Source organism: Amycolatopsis cynarae (assembly GCF_026802195.1).
Classification (GTDB): Bacteria; Actinomycetota; Actinomycetes; order Mycobacteriales; family Pseudonocardiaceae; genus Amycolatopsis_E; species Amycolatopsis_E rhizosphaerae.
Window position 1 is genome coordinate 5,268,155 of sequence record NZ_CP113836.1, and the last position, 17,750, is coordinate 5,285,904.

At 71.3% G+C, this 17,750-nt stretch carries 15 protein-coding genes; 3 read left to right on the plus strand and 12 right to left on the minus strand.

Features of this window, described 5'->3' with window-relative positions; translation table 11 throughout:
* Position 1: 1 nt before the first annotated feature.
* The 5 genes from smc to ORV05_RS25205 form a co-directional block, all read right to left on the minus strand.
* Positions 2-3,613 carry a chromosome segregation protein SMC gene (smc, locus tag ORV05_RS25185; RefSeq protein ID WP_268754479.1) on the minus strand — a complete coding sequence of 1,204 codons (3,612 nt, stop codon included), beginning with the start codon at positions 3,611-3,613 and terminating at the stop codon, positions 2-4.
* Positions 3,614-3,769: 156 nt separating this feature from the next.
* Complete coding sequence (locus ORV05_RS25190; RefSeq protein WP_407652799.1) at positions 3,770-4,066, minus strand: acylphosphatase; 297 nt, start codon at positions 4,064-4,066, stop codon at positions 3,770-3,772.
* A gap of 237 nt (positions 4,067-4,303) precedes the next feature.
* Entirely contained in the window at positions 4,304-4,822 is a 519-nt protein-coding gene (locus ORV05_RS25195) for a hypothetical protein (RefSeq protein ID WP_268754481.1), read from the minus strand.
* Between the two features lie 19 nt (positions 4,823-4,841).
* Entirely contained in the window at positions 4,842-5,531 is a 690-nt protein-coding gene (locus ORV05_RS25200) for a response regulator (protein WP_268754482.1), read from the minus strand.
* Positions 5,528-8,092, minus strand: coding sequence for a DUF4118 domain-containing protein (locus ORV05_RS25205; protein ID WP_268754483.1), 2,565 nt, complete (start codon positions 8,090-8,092; stop codon positions 5,528-5,530). The genes ORV05_RS25200 and ORV05_RS25205 overlap by 4 nt, the downstream gene beginning before the upstream one ends.
* Before the next feature lie 255 nt (positions 8,093-8,347).
* On the opposite strand from ORV05_RS25205, the gene asnB reads away from it, so the two are divergent.
* Both asnB and ORV05_RS25215 read left to right on the plus strand, forming a co-directional pair.
* Complete coding sequence (asnB, locus tag ORV05_RS25210; protein ID WP_268754484.1) at positions 8,348-10,192, plus strand: asparagine synthase (glutamine-hydrolyzing); 1,845 nt, start codon at positions 8,348-8,350, stop codon at positions 10,190-10,192.
* A gap of 109 nt (positions 10,193-10,301) precedes the next feature.
* A complete protein-coding gene (locus ORV05_RS25215; RefSeq protein WP_268754485.1) occupies positions 10,302-10,823 on the plus strand; it encodes a general stress protein in 522 nt (173 codons plus the stop codon).
* A 75-nt stretch (positions 10,824-10,898) separates the two neighbouring features.
* Here the strand turns inward: ORV05_RS25215 and mutM are convergent, their stop codons facing one another.
* The 7 genes from mutM to rsmD all read right to left on the minus strand — a co-directional run bounded on the left by mutM (position 10,899) and on the right by rsmD (position 15,497).
* Positions 10,899-11,759 (minus strand): bifunctional DNA-formamidopyrimidine glycosylase/DNA-(apurinic or apyrimidinic site) lyase, encoded by an 861-nt coding sequence (gene mutM / locus ORV05_RS25220; protein WP_268754486.1) that lies wholly within the window; start codon positions 11,757-11,759, stop codon positions 10,899-10,901.
* Positions 11,760-11,911: 152 nt separating this feature from the next.
* Entirely contained in the window at positions 11,912-12,667 is a 756-nt protein-coding gene (gene rnc, locus ORV05_RS25225; RefSeq protein ID WP_268754487.1) for a ribonuclease III, read from the minus strand.
* An 11-nt stretch (positions 12,668-12,678) separates the two neighbouring features.
* A complete protein-coding gene (gene rpmF / locus ORV05_RS25230) occupies positions 12,679-12,861 on the minus strand; it encodes a 50S ribosomal protein L32 (RefSeq protein WP_144588680.1) in 183 nt (60 codons plus the stop codon).
* A 69-nt stretch (positions 12,862-12,930) separates the two neighbouring features.
* Complete coding sequence (locus ORV05_RS25235; protein ID WP_268754488.1) at positions 12,931-13,518, minus strand: YceD family protein; 588 nt, start codon at positions 13,516-13,518, stop codon at positions 12,931-12,933.
* 55 nt (positions 13,519-13,573) lie between these two features.
* Positions 13,574-14,293, minus strand: a complete 720-nt coding sequence (locus ORV05_RS25240) for a DivIVA domain-containing protein (protein ID WP_268754489.1) — start codon at positions 14,291-14,293, stop codon at positions 13,574-13,576.
* A gap of 124 nt (positions 14,294-14,417) precedes the next feature.
* The gene (gene coaD / locus ORV05_RS25245; RefSeq protein WP_268754490.1) at positions 14,418-14,903 is read right to left on the minus strand and encodes a pantetheine-phosphate adenylyltransferase; all 486 of its coding nucleotides are present in this window, start codon (positions 14,901-14,903) and stop codon (positions 14,418-14,420) included.
* Positions 14,904-14,924: 21 nt separating this feature from the next.
* On the minus strand, positions 14,925-15,497 hold the full coding sequence (rsmD, locus tag ORV05_RS25250) for a 16S rRNA (guanine(966)-N(2))-methyltransferase RsmD (RefSeq protein WP_268754491.1): 573 nt from the start codon (positions 15,495-15,497) through the stop codon (positions 14,925-14,927).
* 111 nt (positions 15,498-15,608) lie between these two features.
* On the opposite strand from rsmD, the gene ORV05_RS25255 reads away from it, so the two are divergent.
* The gene (locus tag ORV05_RS25255) at positions 15,609-17,732 is read left to right on the plus strand and encodes a HelD family protein (protein WP_268754492.1); all 2,124 of its coding nucleotides are present in this window, start codon (positions 15,609-15,611) and stop codon (positions 17,730-17,732) included.
* Positions 17,733-17,750: the final 18 nt, after the last annotated feature.

Below are 17,750 nucleotides of genomic sequence, written 5' to 3' on the forward strand. Positions count from 1 at the left end.
GTCAGACCGGCGTGTCTGCGCGGGCTTCGATCTTGTCGGCGCGCAGCCGCTGCGAAATCACCTTCGTGATGCCGTCGCCCTGCATGCTCACCCCGTACAGCGCGTCCGCGATCTCCATGGTCGGCTTCTGGTGGGTGATGATGATCAGCTGCGAGGACTCGCGCAGCTGCTCGAGCAGGCTGATCAGCCGCCGCATGTTCGTGTCGTCCAGCGCGGCTTCGACCTCGTCCATCACGTAGAACGGTGAGGGCCGGGCACGGAAGATCGCCACCAGCATGGCGACCGCGACCAGCGATTTCTCCCCGCCCGAAAGCAGCGAGAGCCGCTTGACCTTCTTGCCCGGCGGCCGCGCCTCGACGTCCACGCCGGTGGTGAGCATGTCGCCGGGCTCGGTGAGCACCATGCGGCCGTCACCACCCGGGAACAGCACCGAGAAAACGATCTCGAACTCGCGTGCCACGTCGTGGTAGGCGGCGGTGAACACCTCGAGGATCTTGTCGTCCACCTCTTTGATGACCGTCAGCAGGTCCTTGCGGCTGGCCTTGAGGTCCTCCAGCTGCGTGGAAAGGAACTTGTAGCGTTCCTCCAGTGCCGCGAACTCCTCCAGCGCCAGAGGGTTGACCTTGCCCAGCAGGGACAGGTCCTTCTCGGCCCGCTTCGCGCGGCGCTCCTGCGTGGCCCGGTCGTAGGGCATCGCGGGCGGCGCGCTCACCTGCTCGCCGCGCTCCCTGGCCTCGGTGTACTCGGCCATCTCCCCGGCGCTCGGCGGCACCGGCACGTCCGGCCCGTACTCGGCCACCAGCTCGTCGAGCGCGATGCCGAAATCGTCGGAGATCTTGGTCTCCAGCTGTTCCAGCCGCAGCCGCTGCTCGGCGCGCAGCACCTCGTCGCGGTGCACCGCGTCGGTGAGTTTCTCCAGTTCACCCGCCAGTTCGCGGACCCGGCTGCGGATCTGGGCGAGAGCGGTCTCCCGCTGCTGCCGGGCGGCCTGCGCCTCGTCCCGTTCGGCGGCGGCACGCTGCACGGACAGCTCGATCCGCTCCAGCGCCAGCTCTCCGGCGTCGACCACGGCGGAGGCGATGGCCGCCCCCTTCTCGCGGGCGACCCTGGCCTTTTCCGCCCGCTCCCGCGCCTGCTGCTCGGCGTGGGCCGCGCGCCGCAGCGACTCGGCCCGCCCCGCGATGCTGCGCGCCCGCTCCTCGGCGGTGCGCAGCGCGAGCCGCGCCTCGACCTCCTCCTGGCGGACCACGGCGAGCTCTTCGGCGACCTGGTCGCGCTCACTGGTGTCCGGATCCTCGTCGACCGGCTGGTCGGCCACCGCGGCCAGGCGCTCTTCGAGTTCGGCGAGCTTCACGACCGCTTCCTCACGGCCGGCCTCGACCTTCGCGCGCTGCTGGTGCAGCCTGCTGACCTCGGCCTCCGCCGAGCGTGCCGCCTGCTGCAGCCGGTTGAGCCGTTCCGCCGAGCGCGCGTTGCGCACCCGGGCCTCCCCCAGCGCCTCCTTGGCCTGGCCGACCTCGTCGCGGCGGGCCTGCTGCTCGGCCCGCGCCCCTTCCAGCTCGGCGGCGGTCCGTTCGAGGAGGCGTTCCGCGGCGAGCAGCCGGTTCTGCGCCTCGTCGACGGCGGCCTGCACCTCGATCACGCTTTCGCTGCGCGCCGCGGACCCGCCCGCCGCCCAGTGCGCACCGAACACGTCGCCCTCGGCGGTGACGGTGCCGACCTCGGGGTGCACGGCGACCAGCCGGCGCGCGGCGTCGAGAGTGTCCACAATGGCCACCAGCGCCAGCGCCCGCTCCACGGCGGGACGCAGCACTTCCGGCGCGCTGACCACCTCGCGCGCCCAGCGCGCACCCTCGGGCAGCGCGGGCCACGAGGAGGTGTCCACTGTGTACTCTTGCCCGCCGAGCAGCACACCGGCCCGCCCGGCATCGTTGTCCTTCAGGTACTTCAGCGCGGCGAGCGCGTCCTCACCGCCCCGGACCGCGACCGCGTCGGCCACCGGTCCCAGCGCCGCGGCCAGCGCGACCTCGTACCCCGGTTCGACCGTGAGCAGCGCGGCCACCGAACCCAGCAGGCCGGGCAGGCGCTCGCTCACGGCGAGCAGCGCGCCCGCACCGTCCTTGCGCTTGAGCCCCAGGGAAAGCGCGTCCACCCGCGCCTTCTCCGACGCGATCTCCCGCTCGGTGGCCCGCTCGGCCTTCACCAGCTCCTCGACCCGGGCCTTGGCGGCGTTGTTCGCCTCCACCGCCCGATCGTGACGCGCCTGCAACTCCGCGTCGCCGGACTCTTCGGCGCCGCCCGCGGCCTTCGCCTCTTCCAGCTCCTCCACCGCGATCTCGGCGCGGGCCGCGGCCTCGTCGATGGCGGCGGTGAGCCGGTCGACCTCGTCGGAGGTGGCACCGTTCTTGCTGCGCAGCGCCTCGACCTGCCCGGAGAGCTTCGCCAGTCCCTCGCGGCGGTCGGCGATCGCCCGCACGGCCGCCATATGCGCCTTCTCCGCGGCCCGGACCGCGTGTTCGAGCTGCTCGCGGCGCTGCACGGTCTGTGCCAGCAGTGCCCGTGCCTCGACGACCGCCTCGTTGAGTTCCTCTTCGCGCTCGGCGACCTGCTCGGCCTCGGCGAGCAGCTCCTCCGGATCCCGGCCGCCGGAATGCGCCTCCACCGCCGACGACAGGTGCCGCTGGCGCTCGACCGCCAGGCGCACGGTGCCCCGTAGCCGCTCGGCGAGCGCGGACAGCTTGTACCAGGTGTCCTGCGCGGCGGTCAGCCGCGGCGCGTCCTCGGCCAGCAGGGCCTCGAGCTGGGCCTCCTCCGCGGAGACGATCTCCAGCTCCTGCTCGACCTCGGCGCGGCGCGCCCTGGCGCGGTTCTCGTCCGCCTCGTCCCTGGCGATCGCGGCGCGCTGGGTCACCAGATCGTCGGCGAGCAGCCGCAGCCGCGCGTCCCGCAACTCGGCCTGCACCGTCTGCGCCTTGCGCGCGATCTCGGCCTGCTTGCCCAGCGGTTTGAGCTGGCGCCGGAGTTCGGCGGTCAGATCGCCCAGCCGGTCCAGGTTGCCCTGCATCGCGGTGAGCTTGCGGAGAGCCTTTTCCTTGCGCTTGCGGTGTTTGAGCACCCCGGCCGCCTCTTCGATGAAGGCGCGGCGCTCCTCGGGCTTGGACTCCAGGATCTGCGCCAGCTGGCCCTGCCCCACGATGACGTGCATCTCGCGGCCGATACCGGAGTCCGACAGCAGTTCCTGGATGTCGAGCAGACGGCAGGTACTGCCGTTGATCTCGTATTCGCTGGCCCCGTCCCGGAACATCCGGCGGGTGATCGAAACCTCGGTGTAGTCGATGGGCAGGGCACCGTCGGCGTTGTCGATGGTGAGCGTGACCTCGGCACGGCCGAGCGGGGCGCGCCCGGAGGTGCCGGCGAAGATGACGTCCTCCATCTTGCCGCCGCGCAGGTCCTTCGCCCCCTGCGTACCCATCACCCAGCGCAGCGCGTCCAGCACGTTGGACTTGCCGGAGCCGTTCGGGCCCACCACGCAGGTGATGCCCGGCTCGAACCGCAGGGTGGTAGCCGAGGCGAAGGACTTGAAGCCCTTCAGCGTCAGACTCTTCAGGTGCACGAGGCGGGGACCCCTCCAAACCGCTGAAGACCGTGGAAAAAGCGCTGCCAGTCGGGTGAGTCTAGCGGCCCACCCGCTGTGGGCGAGGGACGCGCCGCGTGTCCCCCGTTCAGCGGCGCGCTTTCCCCGCCCGGCGGCGCACTTCCCGCGTCCTGGCTACTTCTCGTCGAAGCCGGTCAGCCCGCCCCGCGCGGCCGACCAGTGCTCGACGACCTGATCCACACTTCCGGGTGAGGCGCCGGAGCGCAGGGTGGCCAGAAGCTGCTCACAGTGGTTCCGGCGACCCTCCGCAATCACCTCGACCCGGCCGTCGGGCAGGTTCTCCGCACTGCCCACCAGACCGAATTCGAGCGCCCGGCACCGGGTCCACCAGCGAAAACCGACCCCTTGCACGCGGCCGCTCACCCAGGCGGTCAGGCGAACCGGCTCATTTCCCGTCTCCACGGCCCCCATCGTGCCGTACGCCGGCGATTGCGGAGTGTCAACCCTGAGCACCGCATCGCTCGCCGCCCGTCAGGCCACAGTGCTACCGTGCCTGCCGATCAGCCGCTTGGGCTAATAGACTCCCCCTATCCCACAGGCGGATTTTCCTCGGCAAGGAGCCACCATGACCCAATCGGGGTCACGTCCGGGTCGGCGCACGGAAGTGGCGCCGCCGCGCGATTCCGCGTCGCGGGCCAAGCGCAACGGCTACGCCCTGCTCGCGATGAGCGGTGTCGTCCTGGCCACGGCCTTCGGCGGCCTCGCCGAACTCGCCGCGCCCACGACCCAATCCGCCAGCGGTGGAATCACCAGCGGCAACAGCACCTCCTCGGGCCCGGAGATGATCCCGGGCAGCGCGGTCCCCGGCCAGACGACGGTCGCCGGCACCTCCCTGCCCGGTACCACCGCCGCCACCACGCCGACCGCCGTCGTGCACGTCGGCAAGGACGGCAAGACCACGGTCACCCTGGTGCCGCCGCCGGGCAGTTCCAGCGCCCCGGTCGTGCTCCCGCCCGGCAGCCCCATCCCGCCCGGCATCCCGGTCACCACCACCGACCCCGGTGGCAGCGTTCCTCCCACCGGGCCGGGCAGCACCCACTCGAGCACGTCCCCGGATCCGTCGAAGTCCAGCTCGACCGGAAGCCCGTCGAGTTCGACCACGACGACGAGTCCAGCGGCCAGCACCACCACCGCTGTTCCCGCTCCGACCACCTCGTCCTCACCCACCGCCTGACCCCTTCGGCGCTCAGGCTTCGAAGCGGTAGCCCATCCCGGGTTCGGTGAGCAGGTGGCGGGGCCGGGAGGGCTCCGGCTCCAGCTTGCGGCGCAACTGGGCCAGGTACACGCGCAGGTAGTGGGACTCGTTCTCGTACGCCGGGCCCCACACCTCGCGCAGCAACTGCTTCTGGGAGACCAGCCGCCCGGGGTTGCGGACGAGGAGTTCGAGCACGCCCCACTCGGTCTTGGTGAGGTGCACCTCCTCGCCGCCGCGCCGCACCTTCTTCGCCAGCAGGTCGACGGTGAAATCGTCGGTGCGCACCACGGCCTCGGCCTCGTCGCCACCGGAGACCGCGGACCGGCGGACGGCGGCGCGCAGCCGGGCCAGCAGTTCGTCCATGCCGAACGGTTTGGTGACGTAGTCGTCGGCCCCGGCGTCGAGGGCGTGCACCTTGTCCGGCGAGTCGCCGCGCGCGGAGAGCACGATGATCGGCACCGTGGTCCAGCCGCGGAGCCCGGCGATCACCTCGTTGCCGTCCATGTCGGGCAGCCCCAGGTCGAGCACCACCACGTCGGGTCTGGTGTCGGCGACGGCACGCAGCGCGGCCGTACCGTCGTGTGCGGTGACCACCTGATAGCCGCGCGCCGCGAGGTTGATCCGCAGTGCGCGCACGATCTGCGGTTCGTCGTCCACCACCAGCACCGTCGGCGCCGTCATCCCACCCGCTCCTCGCTCACCCCGGCTACCGGAGCGGGAAGCACCGAAGACGGCCGGTGGGCCGGCAGCGAGACGACCACGGTCAGCCCGCCTCCCGGGGTGTCCTCGGTCCTGATCGTGCCGCCCATCGCCTCGGTGAACCCCTTCGCCACGGAAAGTCCCAGCCCGACCCCCGGCGTGGCGTCCCGGTCGCCGAGGCGCTGGAACGGGGCGAACGCCGAGGACTCGCTGTGCTTCGCCAGTCCCCGCCCATGATCCACAATCCGGAGTTCCACGTGTTCGGCGTGCGTGCTCCCGCGCACCGACACCGGCTCGGGCCCCTTGCCGTGCCGCAGCGCATTGTCCACCACGTTGGCGACGACGCGTTCGAGCAGGCCGGGATCGGCCAGTACCGCGGGCAGCCGCTCGTCGACCTCCACCCGCACCGAATCCCGGGCGGGCACGCCGGACAGCGCGTGCGCCACGATCTCGTCGTAGCCCACCGGGCGCAGTCGCGGCCGGACCGCACCGGTCGCCAGCCGCGAGGAGTCGAGCAGGTTGTCCACCAGTCCGGCGAGCCGGTCGGTGGATTCGTCCGCGGTGGCCAGCAGTTCCCCGACGTCTTCGGCCGACAACTCGATGTCGTGGGCCCGCAGGCTGCCGATCGCGGCCTTGATCGAGGTCAGCGGGGTGCGCAGATCGTGCCCGAGCGCGGACAGCAGTGCGGTGCGCAGTTCGGTCGCCTCCGCCTTGCGCTCGGCACGCGCGGTGGCCGCCGCCAGGCGCTGCTGCCGCAGCGCGAGCAGCGCCTGCCCGGCCGCGGCCTCCAGCGCGTTGCGCTCCGCGGTGGGCAGTGCCCGGCCCCGCAGCGCGAGCGACACGTCGGCCGTGACCGGGACGGTGATGTCGGCCTGGCCCGGATCTTCGCAGGGATCGTGCCCGGCGCACGCCGCCCGCTGCCAGGTTCCGTCGAGCTTTTCCAGCAGTGCCACGGACTCCAGCCCGAAGTTCTCGCGGACCTTGGCCAGCAGGCGCGGCAGCGGCTCCGGATCGGTGAGCACGGTTCTGGCGTAGGACGACAGCAGCGAGGCCTCCGTTCTCGCCTGTGCCGCCTGGGTGGCGCGCCGTGCGGCCGCGTCGACCACCAGTGCCACCAGTACCCCGACCAGCACCATCGCGATCAGCGTGATCACGTTGCTCTGCGCGTGCACGGTCAGCGTGTAGAAGGGCTCGGTGAAGAAGAAGTTGAGCAGGCCCGCGGAGAGCACCGCCGCGACCAGCGCCGGGCCGAGCCCGCCGACGAGGGCGACCACGACGGTGGCCAGGAAGTAGTCCACCACGTCGGTGGAGAAGTCCAGCTGGGGCCGCAGCAGGGCCCCGATCACGGTGGCCAGCGCCGGTACGACCGGTGCCAGTGTCCATCCCGCCAGGCGACGCCACGCGGGCAGCGGGCTGCGGCGGTCGAGCCACGAGCGGAACCGCCCGCCCGCCTCCCGGTGGGTCACCATGTGCACGTCGATCGGGCCGGACCGTTGCACCACGCTCGCCCCGATGCCCTCGTCGAACAGCCGGGCCAGCCGGGAGCGGCGGGAGGTGCCGAGCACCAGCTGGGTGGCGTTGACCCCGCGGGCGAACTCCAGCAGCGCGCCCGGCACATCGTCGCCGACCACCGTGTGGAAGGTGGCGCCGAGTTCCTCGGCCAGCTTCCGGTAGCGGCCCAGGTCGGCCGGGCCCGCTCCGGCCAGGCCGTCCCCGCGCAGGACGTGCAGCACGAGCAGCTCGCCGCCCGCGCGGGCGGCGATCCGGCTCGCCCGGCGGATCAGCGTCTCGCTCTCCGGCCCGCCGGTGATGGACACGACGATCCGCTCGCGGGTCTCCCAGGTGTCGGTGATGTGCTGCTGCGTCCGGTACCGCTGCAGTGCCAGGTCGACCTGGTCGGCGACCCACAGCAGGGCCAGCTCGCGCAGCGCGTTGAGGTTGCCGGGACGGAAGTAGTTGGCCAGTGCGGCGTCGATCCGCTCGGCCGGGTACACGTTGCCGTGCGCCAGGCGCCGCCGCAGCGCCTCGGGCGTGATGTCCACCAGTTCGATCTGCTCGGCCCGCCGCACCACCTCGTCCGGCACGGTCTCCCGCTGGGGCACCCCGGTGATGCGTTCGACCACGTCGCCGAGGCCCCGCAGGTGCTGGACGTTCACCGTCGACAGCACGTCGATGCCGGCGTCCAGCAGTTCCCGCACGTCCTGCCAGCGCTTCTCGTTGCGGGAGCCCGGGATGTTGGTGTGCGCGAGCTCGTCCACGACGGCCACTTCGGGCCGCCGCGCGAGCACCGCGGCCACGTCCAGTTCGGTGAACTCCCGGCCCCGGTAGGTGCCGTGACGGCGGGGCAGCACCTCCAGGCCGTCCAGCAGCTCCGCGGTCCGGCGGCGGCCGTGCGTCTCCACCAGCCCCACCACCACGTCGGTGCCGCGTTCCCGGCGGCGCCGTGCCTCGGAGAGCATGGCGTAGGTCTTGCCGACCCCGGGGGCCGCGCCCAGGTACAGGCGCAGCTCTCCGCGGCGTGGTTTCTCCGGCACTTCGTCCACGGTTTCAGTGTGCCTCCGATGCGCTGCCGACCCGCCGATCAGCGTGCTCCGGGGAGGGGACTCGCCGGGGCTTCCTGACGCGACCTTGACGCGGACCCACCGGACCTTTGCGTGTCCTTGAGGGGGTGGGAAAAATTCACGCACTGTGCGTAATCGGAAAGACACACCGGGCAATTCGGGCTGACGGCGGCGCGATCCTGTGTTACCACGGTGTTACGCATACTTGTACGTGCTAAGCATTCGGGAGGCAGTGGCATGTGCGGAATCACCGGCTGGGTTTCCTTCGACTCGGACCTGAGGCGTGAACCGGCCGAGGCGGTGACCGAGGCCATGACCGCCACCATGGCCTGCCGCGGCCCGGACGACGCCGGACTGTGGCTCGGCCGCCACGCCGCGCTCGGCCACCGCAGGCTGGCGATCATCGACCTGCCCGGCGGGCGCCAGCCGATGTCGCTGCGCACCCCGGAGGGCGAGATCGCGCTCGTCTACAGCGGCGAGACCTACAACTTCACCGAACTGCGGAGCCGGCTGGAAAAACTCGGCCACAGCTTCCGGACCGACAGCGACACCGAAGTCGTCCTCCACGGCTACCTCGAGTGGGGCGAGTCGGTCGCCGACCACCTCAACGGCATGTACGACTTCGCGATCTGGGACGACCGCGAGGACAAGCTGGTCATGATCCGCGACCGCATGGGCATCAAGCCGTTCTACTACGCCCGCACCCGCGACGGCGTGCTGTTCGGCTCCGAACCCAAGGCCATCCTGGCCCACCCGGCCGCGAGCAAGGTGGTCGACACCGCGGGGCTGCGGGAACTGATGGCCATGACCAAGCAGCCGGGCTGGTCGCTGTGGCGCGACATCACCGAGGTCGAACCGGGCACGATCGTGCGGGTCGACGCCGGCGGGGTGTCCACCCGGACCTACTGGAAGCTCACCGCCGTCCCGCACACCGACGACCGCGAGACCTCCGTGGCCAGGGTGCGGGAGTTGCTCACCGACATCGTGCGGCGCCAACTGGTCGCCGACGTGCCGCGCTGCGTGCTGCTCTCCGGCGGTCTCGACTCCAGCGCCATCACCGGGCTGGCCGCCGCCCGGCTCGGGGAACAGGGCGAGCAGGTGCGCACGTTCTCGGTGGACTTCTTCGGACAGGAGGAGAACTTCCGGCCCGACGAAATGCGCGACACCCCCGACTCGCCCTTCATCCGGGACGTCGCCGGGCTGGTCCGCTCCGCGCACCGGGACGTGATGCTCGACCCGCAGGCACTGACCGACCCGGCCGTGCGGCGCGCGGTGATCACCGCCCGCGACATCCCCGCCGGGCTCGGTGACATGGACGCCTCGCTGTACCTGCTGTTCAAGGCGATCCGGCAGGAGTCCACAGTGGCCCTTTCCGGCGAATCGGCCGACGAGGTGTTCGGCGGGTACCGGTGGTTCCACGACGGAACCGCGCAGAGCGCCGACACCTTCCCGTGGCTGGCGTTCCGGACCGGCCACACCGAGCGCGGCACCGTTCTCCGGCCCGAGATCCGGGCACGGCTCGACCTCGACGCCCACACCGCCGACGAGTACCGCACCGCCCTCGACCAGGTCGAGTACCTCGACGGCGAGAGCGATTCCGAGCGGCGGATGCGCGCGGTCTGCCATCTGCACCTGACCCGGTTCGTGCGGATGCTGCTCGACCGCAAGGACCGCATGTCCATGGCCGTCGGGCTGGAGGTGCGGGTTCCCTTCTGCGACCACCGCCTCGTCGAGTACGTCTACAACACCCCGTGGTCGCTGAAAACCTTCGACGGCCGGGAAAAGAGCCTGCTGCGGCACGCCACCGCGCACGTGCTTCCCCAGTCCGTCGCGGACCGCGTGAAAAGCCCCTATCCGTCCACACAGGACCCGGGCTACGCCGCGGCCCTGCAACAGCAGGCCAAGGAGATCCTCGCCGAGCCGGGCAACCCGGTGTTCGACCTCGTGGACCGCGACTGGCTGACCGGTGCCGTCGAGTACGACCCGGCCACCATGACCAGCCTCACCCGCAACGGCATCGACCGGGTCCTCGACCTCTACCACTGGCTGGACCTCTACCGCCCGGAGATCCGGCTGGACTGACCGCCGGGCAGCCGCCGGTGGCAGCGCACCTGAAAAATGCCTGTGAAAACCCGGCATAAGGCACAACAGGGCCGCGGTGGGCGTTGAAGCAGGCAGAGAGGTGAGACAGATGACCCAAGCCTTCACGCAGACCGCCTTCACGAACGCCCCTGCGCGCCCGCAGCTGCCGACCCCGCCCACCGGCTGGCCGATCGGTTCCTACGCGTCCTACGAGGAAGCCCAGCGAGCCGTCGATCATCTTGCCGACAACGACTTCCCCGTGGCCGAGGTGACCATCGTCGGGGTGGAGCCGATGCTCGTGGAGCGCGTCGCGGGCAAGCTCAGCTGGGGACGGGTCCTCGGCAGCGCCGCGGTGTCCGGCGCGTGGTTCGGTCTCTTCGTCGGCCTGCTGCTGAGTATGTTCAGCGCGGGAGCCGGAGTGCTGCCGATCCTCATCGGACTTCTCGCCGGCGTGGGTTTCTCCATGGTGTTCGCCGCGGCGAGCTACGGCACCACCCGCGGCCGCCGGGACTTCGTCTCGCACAGCCAGCTGGTGGCCCGCCGCTACGACGTGCTGACCCAGCCTCGCAGCGCCGAGCGCGGCCGGGAACTCCTGGCGAACCTCGCCGCCCGCACCGCCTTCACACACTGAGGACCCGCACGACGCCGAAAGCCCCGCCGCCGAATCCGTTCGCGGCGGGGCTTTCCCGCTTGCCCAGGCCCTTGATCAGGCCACGCGCGGCCGGGGCTGGCATCGCGGGCAGAAGTAGGACGAGCGGTTCATGAACGGCTCGCGGCGGATCGGCGTGCCGCAGCGGGCACAGGGCCGCTCGGCCTGGCCGTAGACGTTGAGGGAACGGTCGAAGTAGCCCGACTGGCCGTTCACGTTGACGTAGAGGGCATCGAAGGAGGTGCCGCCCGCGCGCAGCGCCTCGGACATCACTTCGGTGGCCGCGGCCAGCAGCGCCGCCCCCTGCACCGCGGTGAGCTTCGCCGTCGGGCGCGACCAGTGCAGCCGGGCCCGCCACAGCGCCTCGTCGGCATAGATGTTGCCGACCCCGGAGACCAGGGTCTGGTCGAGCAGCGCTCGCTTGACCTCGGTGCGCCGCGAACGCAGCGCCCGCACCGCGGCGGCCGGATCGAAGGCCGGGTCCATCGGGTCGCGGGCGATGTGCGCGATCGGCGCGGGCACCAGTGTGCCGCCCGTGTCCACCAGATCGGCCAGCGCCAGCCCGCCGAAGGTGCGCTGATCGACGAAACGCAGTTCCGGTCCGCCGTCGGCGAACCGCACGCGCACCCGCAGATGCTTCTCGTCCGGCGCCCCCTCCGGCTGGACCAGCATCTGCCCGCTCATGCCCAGGTGAGCGAGGAGCGCCTCGGTGCCGGACAGGTCCAGCCACAGGTACTTGCCGCGCCGCCGCGCCGCGTCCACCCTCGCGCCGGCCAGCCGTCCGGCGAAATCCTCGGATCCGGCCGCATGCCGGCGGATCGCCCGCGGATGCAGCACCTCGACCCTGGTGATGACCCGGCCCGCCACATGCGCCTGCAATCCGGCGCGGACCACCTCGACCTCGGGAAGTTCTGGCACGGGACCAGCGTAGGGGCCCTCTCCCCTCCCCCGTTCCGTGCCCCGCGCAGGCCGCGGGAACGCGGCGGTGAGGGGTCGGTCCCCCCTGCAAAGCAAAAAGGGCCGTGAGGGGAACCCTCACGGCCCGTGCCGTGGCCGTGGCCACTAAGTCGCTAAGCCGATTTCGTGCCTTCGGTGCCGTTCGCGGGGTTGAGCTCCTCGCTCAACTGCCGCCAGGCGCTCTCGGCCGCCTTCTGCTCGGCTTCCTTCTTCGTGGTGCCGTCGCCGTGGCCCAGATCGCGGCCGCCGACGAGCACCGTGGCGCTGAACTCCTTGCGGTGATCCGGCCCAGTGTCCTCGACCTTGTACTCGGGCACACCGAGCCCGGCCGAAGCGGTGAGCTCCTGCAGGCTGGTCTTCCAGTCGAGCCCGGCACCCCGCAGCGGCGCCTCCGCCAGCAGCCCGTCGAACAGCCGGTGCACCAGTCCGCGACCCGCTTCGATGCCGTGCTCCAGGAACACCGCGCCGATGATGGCCTCGAGGCCGTCGGCCAGGATGCTGGCCTTGTCCCGGCCACCGGTGAGTTCCTCGCCCTTGCCCAGCAGCAGGTGGGCACCGAGCCCGCCGTCGCCGAGGCCGCGCGCGACCCCGGCCAGGGCGTGCATGTTCACCACACTGGCCCGCAGCTTCGCGAGCTGGCCTTCCGGCAGCTCGGGATGCGTGCGGTAGAGGTGATCGGTGACGACGAGTCCGAGCACGGCGTCGCCGAGGAACTCCAGCCGTTCGTTCGGCGGCAGGCCGCCGTTCTCGTAGGCGTAGGAGCGGTGTGTCAGGGCGAGGGTGAGCAGCTCGGCGTCGAGAGAGACGCCGAGCGCTTCGAGTAGTGGTGTTGGGTCGGTCGCCGATCCCGGCTTCGACTTACCCCCCATCTCGGTCAACCTCAGGCGGGCTCTACGACCTGACGACCGCCGTACTGGCCACAGGTCGGGCAGGCCACATGCTGCGGCTTCGGCTGCCGGCAGGCGCGGTTGGAACACGGCACCAGGACAACCGGGGCCGCTTTCCACGACGACCGGCGGGTGCGCGTGTTGGCTCGCGACATCTTCCGCTTCGGGACGGCCACGACTACATCTCCTCGTCAAGGTTCGCTCGCTGCCGCGAGCCTGCTTACGTGCTTTCGGGCTGCTGCCCGTCAAGCTTCCCGGCCCGGGCCGCTCGCCGGAGAATCATCGAAACGCTCGACCAGCGCGGCCCACCGAGGGTCTATGGTCTCATGCCCGTGTCCGGGCTCGAGATCGGCCCACTTCCCACCGCATTCCTGGCACAGTCCGGCGCAGTCTTCGTCGCACAGCGGCACCTGGGGAAGCGCGAGGACCAGTGCGTCGCGGACCACGGGCTCCAGATCGATGCGGTCGTCCACCAGGCGCGCGATTTCGTCCTCGTCCGTGGTGGCCTCGGTGGCCGAATCGGGGTACGCGAACAGCTCGGTGAGTTCGATCTCCACCTGGCCCTCGATCGGGTCCAGGCAGCGCGAGCACTGCCCGGCGGTCGGCGCGACGGCCGTGCCGCTGACCAGCACACCCTCCACGACCGACTCCAGCAGCAGGTCGAGCTCGATCTCCGCGCCCGAGGGCACGACAATGACGTCGGGCACGCCGAGCTCGGTGCTCACCGGGACCTTCCGGTGCACGGTGCGGCTCAGGCCCGCGCGGCGCCCCAGTTCGCGGGTGTCGATCACCCAGGGATTGCGGGTGTCGAGGGGAATCTTGTCTTCAGCCATGGCCTTACCAGCCTAGCCCAGGCGCGCGCGCCCATGCCGCCGGAGCGGCGGCCGGTCAGGCCTGGAAGTCGTAGAGCTTGCTGCGGCCGCCGAGACCGGGCTGGGGGCGCAGGTGGTTGCGGCCCGTGTCCACCGTCCGCAGCGTGGTGGCCAGCAGTTCGGAGAACTCCGCGAGCTTGCCGTCGACATAGGCGTCGCATTCGGCGCGCTGCCGGTCGGACTCGGTATGGGCCTCGTCGACGATGCGCGCCGACTCCGCGTGGGCCGCCTGCACGACCTCGGTCTGCGAGACCAGGCGAGCCTGCTCGTGCCGCCCGTCCTCGATCGCCCGCTCGTAGGCCTCGCGCCCGGCCTGGATCATCCGTTCGGACTCGGCACGGGAACGCTCGACGAGGTTCTGGTACTCGGCCTGGCCCGCGGCGATCATGCGTTCGGCCTCGTCGTGCGCGTCGCCGAGGATCTTCTCGGCCCGGGCCTGTGCGTCGGCGAGTAGCCGGCGGGCCTCCTCGTTGGCTTCGGCCAGCGTGCGCTCGGCCTCGGCGTTGGCACTGTCGACGGTGTCCTCGGCCTCGACGCGGGCCTTGTGGATCAGCTCGTCACGCTTGTCGAGCACGTCCTGCGCGTCGTCGACCTCCTGCGGCAAGGCGTCCCGCACGTCGTCGAGCAGCTCGAGCATGTCCCCGCGGGGTACGACACAGCTCGACGTCATCGGCACTCCGCGTGCCTCTTCCACGATCGTGACGAGCTCGTCGAGAGCCTCGAACACCCGGTACACGGCAACTCCCTCGCCTGGCCCTGCCCCATGCGGGCTCCAGTCTGCCGCTTCCCGGCGCAAAGGCCACGGAACCTGCCCCCGGGCGTGTCAGCCGCGAAGCGGGTGGGGAGGGCTGTGAAGGGGGTCAGGCGTCGCGGTGCGCGAGTTTCGCGGTGAGCCGCTCGAAGACCGCGCCCGGCACCAGGTTCTTCACGTCGCCGCCGTAGGTGGCGATCTCCTTGACCAGCGAGCTCGACACGAAGCCGTAGACCGGGTTGTTCGACATCAGCAGGGTCTCCACCCCGGACAGCTCCCGGTTCATCTGCGCCATCTGCAACTCGTAGTCGAAGTCGCTGACCGAGCGCAGGCCCTTGGCGATGGCCGCGATGCCGTGCTGGCGGCAGTAGTCGACCAGCAGCCCGTGCCAGGAGTCCACCCGGACGTTGGGCAGGTCGCCGGTGACCTCCCGCAGCATCTCGAGGCGTTCTTCGATGGTGAACAGGCCCTGCTTGTTCTTGTTGATCATCACGGCCACGACGACTTCGTCGAAGAGCTTGGAAGCCCGCTCGATGATGTCCAGATGACCATTGGTCGCCGGGTCGTAGGAGCCGGGACACACCGCACGCCGCATGGCGCGGACGTTACCCTGCTCTCACCCTGCGCGGCCCGGCGAAGTGACGTACTCGGCCCAGTACAACGCCGTGTCGCCGTGCCGCATCACGCGGAACGGCTCGAAACCGGCGGGCCAGTCCGGTTCCCCGTCCCGCGCGGCCCGCTCGATGATCACCAGCCCGTCCGGCGCGACCCACCCGCCCGCGGCCAGCGCGGTCAACATCACACCGAGGCGGGCGCCGTCCACCGCGTAGGGCGGATCGGCCAGCACCAGGTCGAACGGCCGTTCCGGGGCCTGCACCAGTGCGCTGTCCACGGACGTGGCGAGCACCACCCCGCCCAGGGCGAGTTCCGCCACATTGCCCCGCAGCACCTGCACGGCGCGGCGGTCCGATTCGACGAACACCGCCTCGGCCGCGCCGCGGGACAGCGCCTCCAAGCCCAGTGCGCCGGACCCGGCGTAGAGGTCCAGCACCCGGGAACCCCGCAGCTCACCGGCCGCTTCCAGCGCGTTGAACAGCGCTTCGCGCACGCGTTCGGAAGTGGGCCGGGTGCCCTGCGGCGGCACCTTCAGCCGCCTGCCACCGGCGGCGCCCGCGACGATCCTGGTCACCGGCCCATCCTCTCAGCACCCGTGTTTTCCGCCGGGACCCGGTGAAGCGATTCGCGGGCGCGCGTAAAGTCGTTCTTCCTGTTGCCGGCGACCAAGCTGTAGGAGCGGTGCGTGTCGGAACCTCGGGTCAGACGGGCCGAGATCGCCATCGAGCAGAGCCACGTCGACCTCGTCTACACCCGTCTCGCCGAGTTGCGGTCCCAGGCGGAAGCGATGCGCGCCAAGGGCTACGAGATCGGGCACGGCGCCCAGCGTGAAGCCGTGTTCGAGCAGGCGTCGATGCTCTTCGAACGCGACATGATGGTCTTCCACGCCAACCAGACCCTCCAGACGCTGGACGCCGAGTACGAGGGCCTGGTCTTCGGCAGGCTGGACCACACCAGCGGCGAAAAGATCTACGTGGGCAGGCTGGGCATCCGGGACGCGGAGTTCGACAACCTGGTCACCGACTGGCGCGCCCCCGCGGCCGCCGCCTTCTACCAGGCCACCGCCGAGGAGCCGATGGACGTGGTGCGCCGCCGCGTCATCCGCTGCTCCGGGCAGACCGTGCTCGACGTCGACGACGACGTGCTGATCGCCGACGCCGTCCCCGAGGACATGCAGATCGTCGGCGAGGGTGCGCTGATGGCCGCGCTGGGCCGGTCCCGCGGCGAGAAGATGCGCGACATCGTCGCCACCATCCAACGCGAGCAGGACGAGGTCATCCGGGCGCCCTGGCGCGGGGTCACCGAGATCACCGGCGGGCCGGGCACCGGCAAGACCGCGGTGGCCCTGCACCGGGCCGCCTACCTGCTCTACCGGTACCGCCGCCAGCTCGGCGGCGCCGGGGTGTTCGTGCTCGGCCCGTCCGGGGTGTTCACCAGCTACATCTCGCGCGTGCTGCCCTCGATGGGCGAGACGAACGTGGAACTCCGGGCGCTCGGCGAGGTGCTCGACGGCATCGCCGCCACCCGGCAGGACCCGGCCCCGCTGGCGGCGATCAAGGGGTCGCTGCGGATGCGCAAGGTGCTGGGCAAGGCCCTGCGCGACACGCCGCCCGGGGCGCCCGACGAGATGCGCATCGTCTACAAGGGCGAGGTCCTGAAGCTGGGCCGCAAGGAGCTGGACAAGGTGCGCCGCAAGGTGCACGGCCACGGCGGGCCGCCGAACCGCTCCCGGGTGCGTGCGGCGGAAACGCTTCTGGAAGCGCTGGCCGACCGCGCGGAGGAAAACGCGCGCACCGACGGCCGGACGATCGACCGCGCCGAACTGATCATCGATCTCGGCGAGCGGATCGACTTCCACCGCTTTCTGGTGGTGTGGTGGCCGGTGCTCTACCCGGCGGAGATCCTGCGCTGGCTCGGCGATCCGGCCCGGCTCACCCGGGCGGCCAGGGGCGTGCTGTCCCGCGACGAGGTGGACCTGCTGGCCGCGTCGTTCGCCGGGCGCGACCGGGACTGGTCGGTCGCCGACGTGGCACTGCTCGACGAGCTGCGCGTGCTCGTCGGCCCGCCGCCCAAGCGGCGCCGCCGCCCCCAGCAGATCGAACTCGACGCCGCACCGCCCGTGCGGGGCTCGGACGGGCACGGCACGCACCGCCCGGAGCACTACGACGAGTACTCGCACATCGTGGTCGACGAGTCGCAGGACCTCTCCCCCATGCAGTGGCGCATGATCGGGCGTCGCGGCAAGTACGCGAGCTGGACCGTCGTCGGCGACCCGGTGCAGAGTTCGTGGCCCGACCCGGCGGAGGCGGCGCAAGCCCGCGACCAGGCCTTCGGGGCCCGCACCCCGCGGCGCCGCTACACGCTGCGCACCAACTACCGGAACTCGGCGGAGATCTTCGATCTCGCCGCGCGCGTGGTCGCCGGGCACGCGGAGGACGGAGAGCTGCCGAAGGCGGTCCGGACCACCGGGCTCGAGCCCGAGGTGCGCGTGGTGGAGCGGACCGGGGTGGAAAGCTCGGTGCAGACCGCGGCCAAGGAACTGCTCGACGCGGTCGAGGGCACCGTCGGGGTGATCTGCGCGATGGACCGGGTGCCCGAGGTGCGGGGCTGGCTGGCGGCACAGGCCGACGAGCGGCTCAAGATCGTCGGTAGCCTCGACTCGAAGGGCCTGGAGTACGACGCGGTGGTCCTCGTCGAGCCGACCGAGCTGATCACCGAGTCCACCACCGGCCGCCGTGTGCTCTACGTCGCGCTGACCCGCGCCACGCAGCAGCTCACCGTGGTCGCCTCGGACCGCGACTGGCTCTGACGAAGAATTTCGCGTGGT

Coding starts and splice junctions, on each gene's coding strand:
- ORV05_RS25190 (WP_407652799.1), bottom strand. CDS start 4,066: ATGGGGGCCGTGGAGACGGGAAATGAGCCGGTTCGCCTGACCGCCTGG.
- coaD (WP_268754490.1), bottom strand. CDS start 14,903: ATGCGGCGTGCGGTGTGTCCCGGCTCCTACGACCCGGCGACCAATGGT.
- ORV05_RS25235 (WP_268754488.1), bottom strand. CDS start 13,518: ATGGCTGAAGACAAGATTCCCCTCGACACCCGCAATCCCTGGGTGATC.
- ORV05_RS25200 (WP_268754482.1), bottom strand. CDS start 5,531: ATGACGGCGCCGACGGTGCTGGTGGTGGACGACGAACCGCAGATCGTG.
- ORV05_RS25215 (WP_268754485.1), top strand. CDS start 10,302: ATGACCCAAGCCTTCACGCAGACCGCCTTCACGAACGCCCCTGCGCGC.
- asnB (WP_268754484.1), top strand. CDS start 8,348: ATGTGCGGAATCACCGGCTGGGTTTCCTTCGACTCGGACCTGAGGCGT.
- rnc (WP_268754487.1), bottom strand. CDS start 12,667: ATGGGGGGTAAGTCGAAGCCGGGATCGGCGACCGACCCAACACCACTA.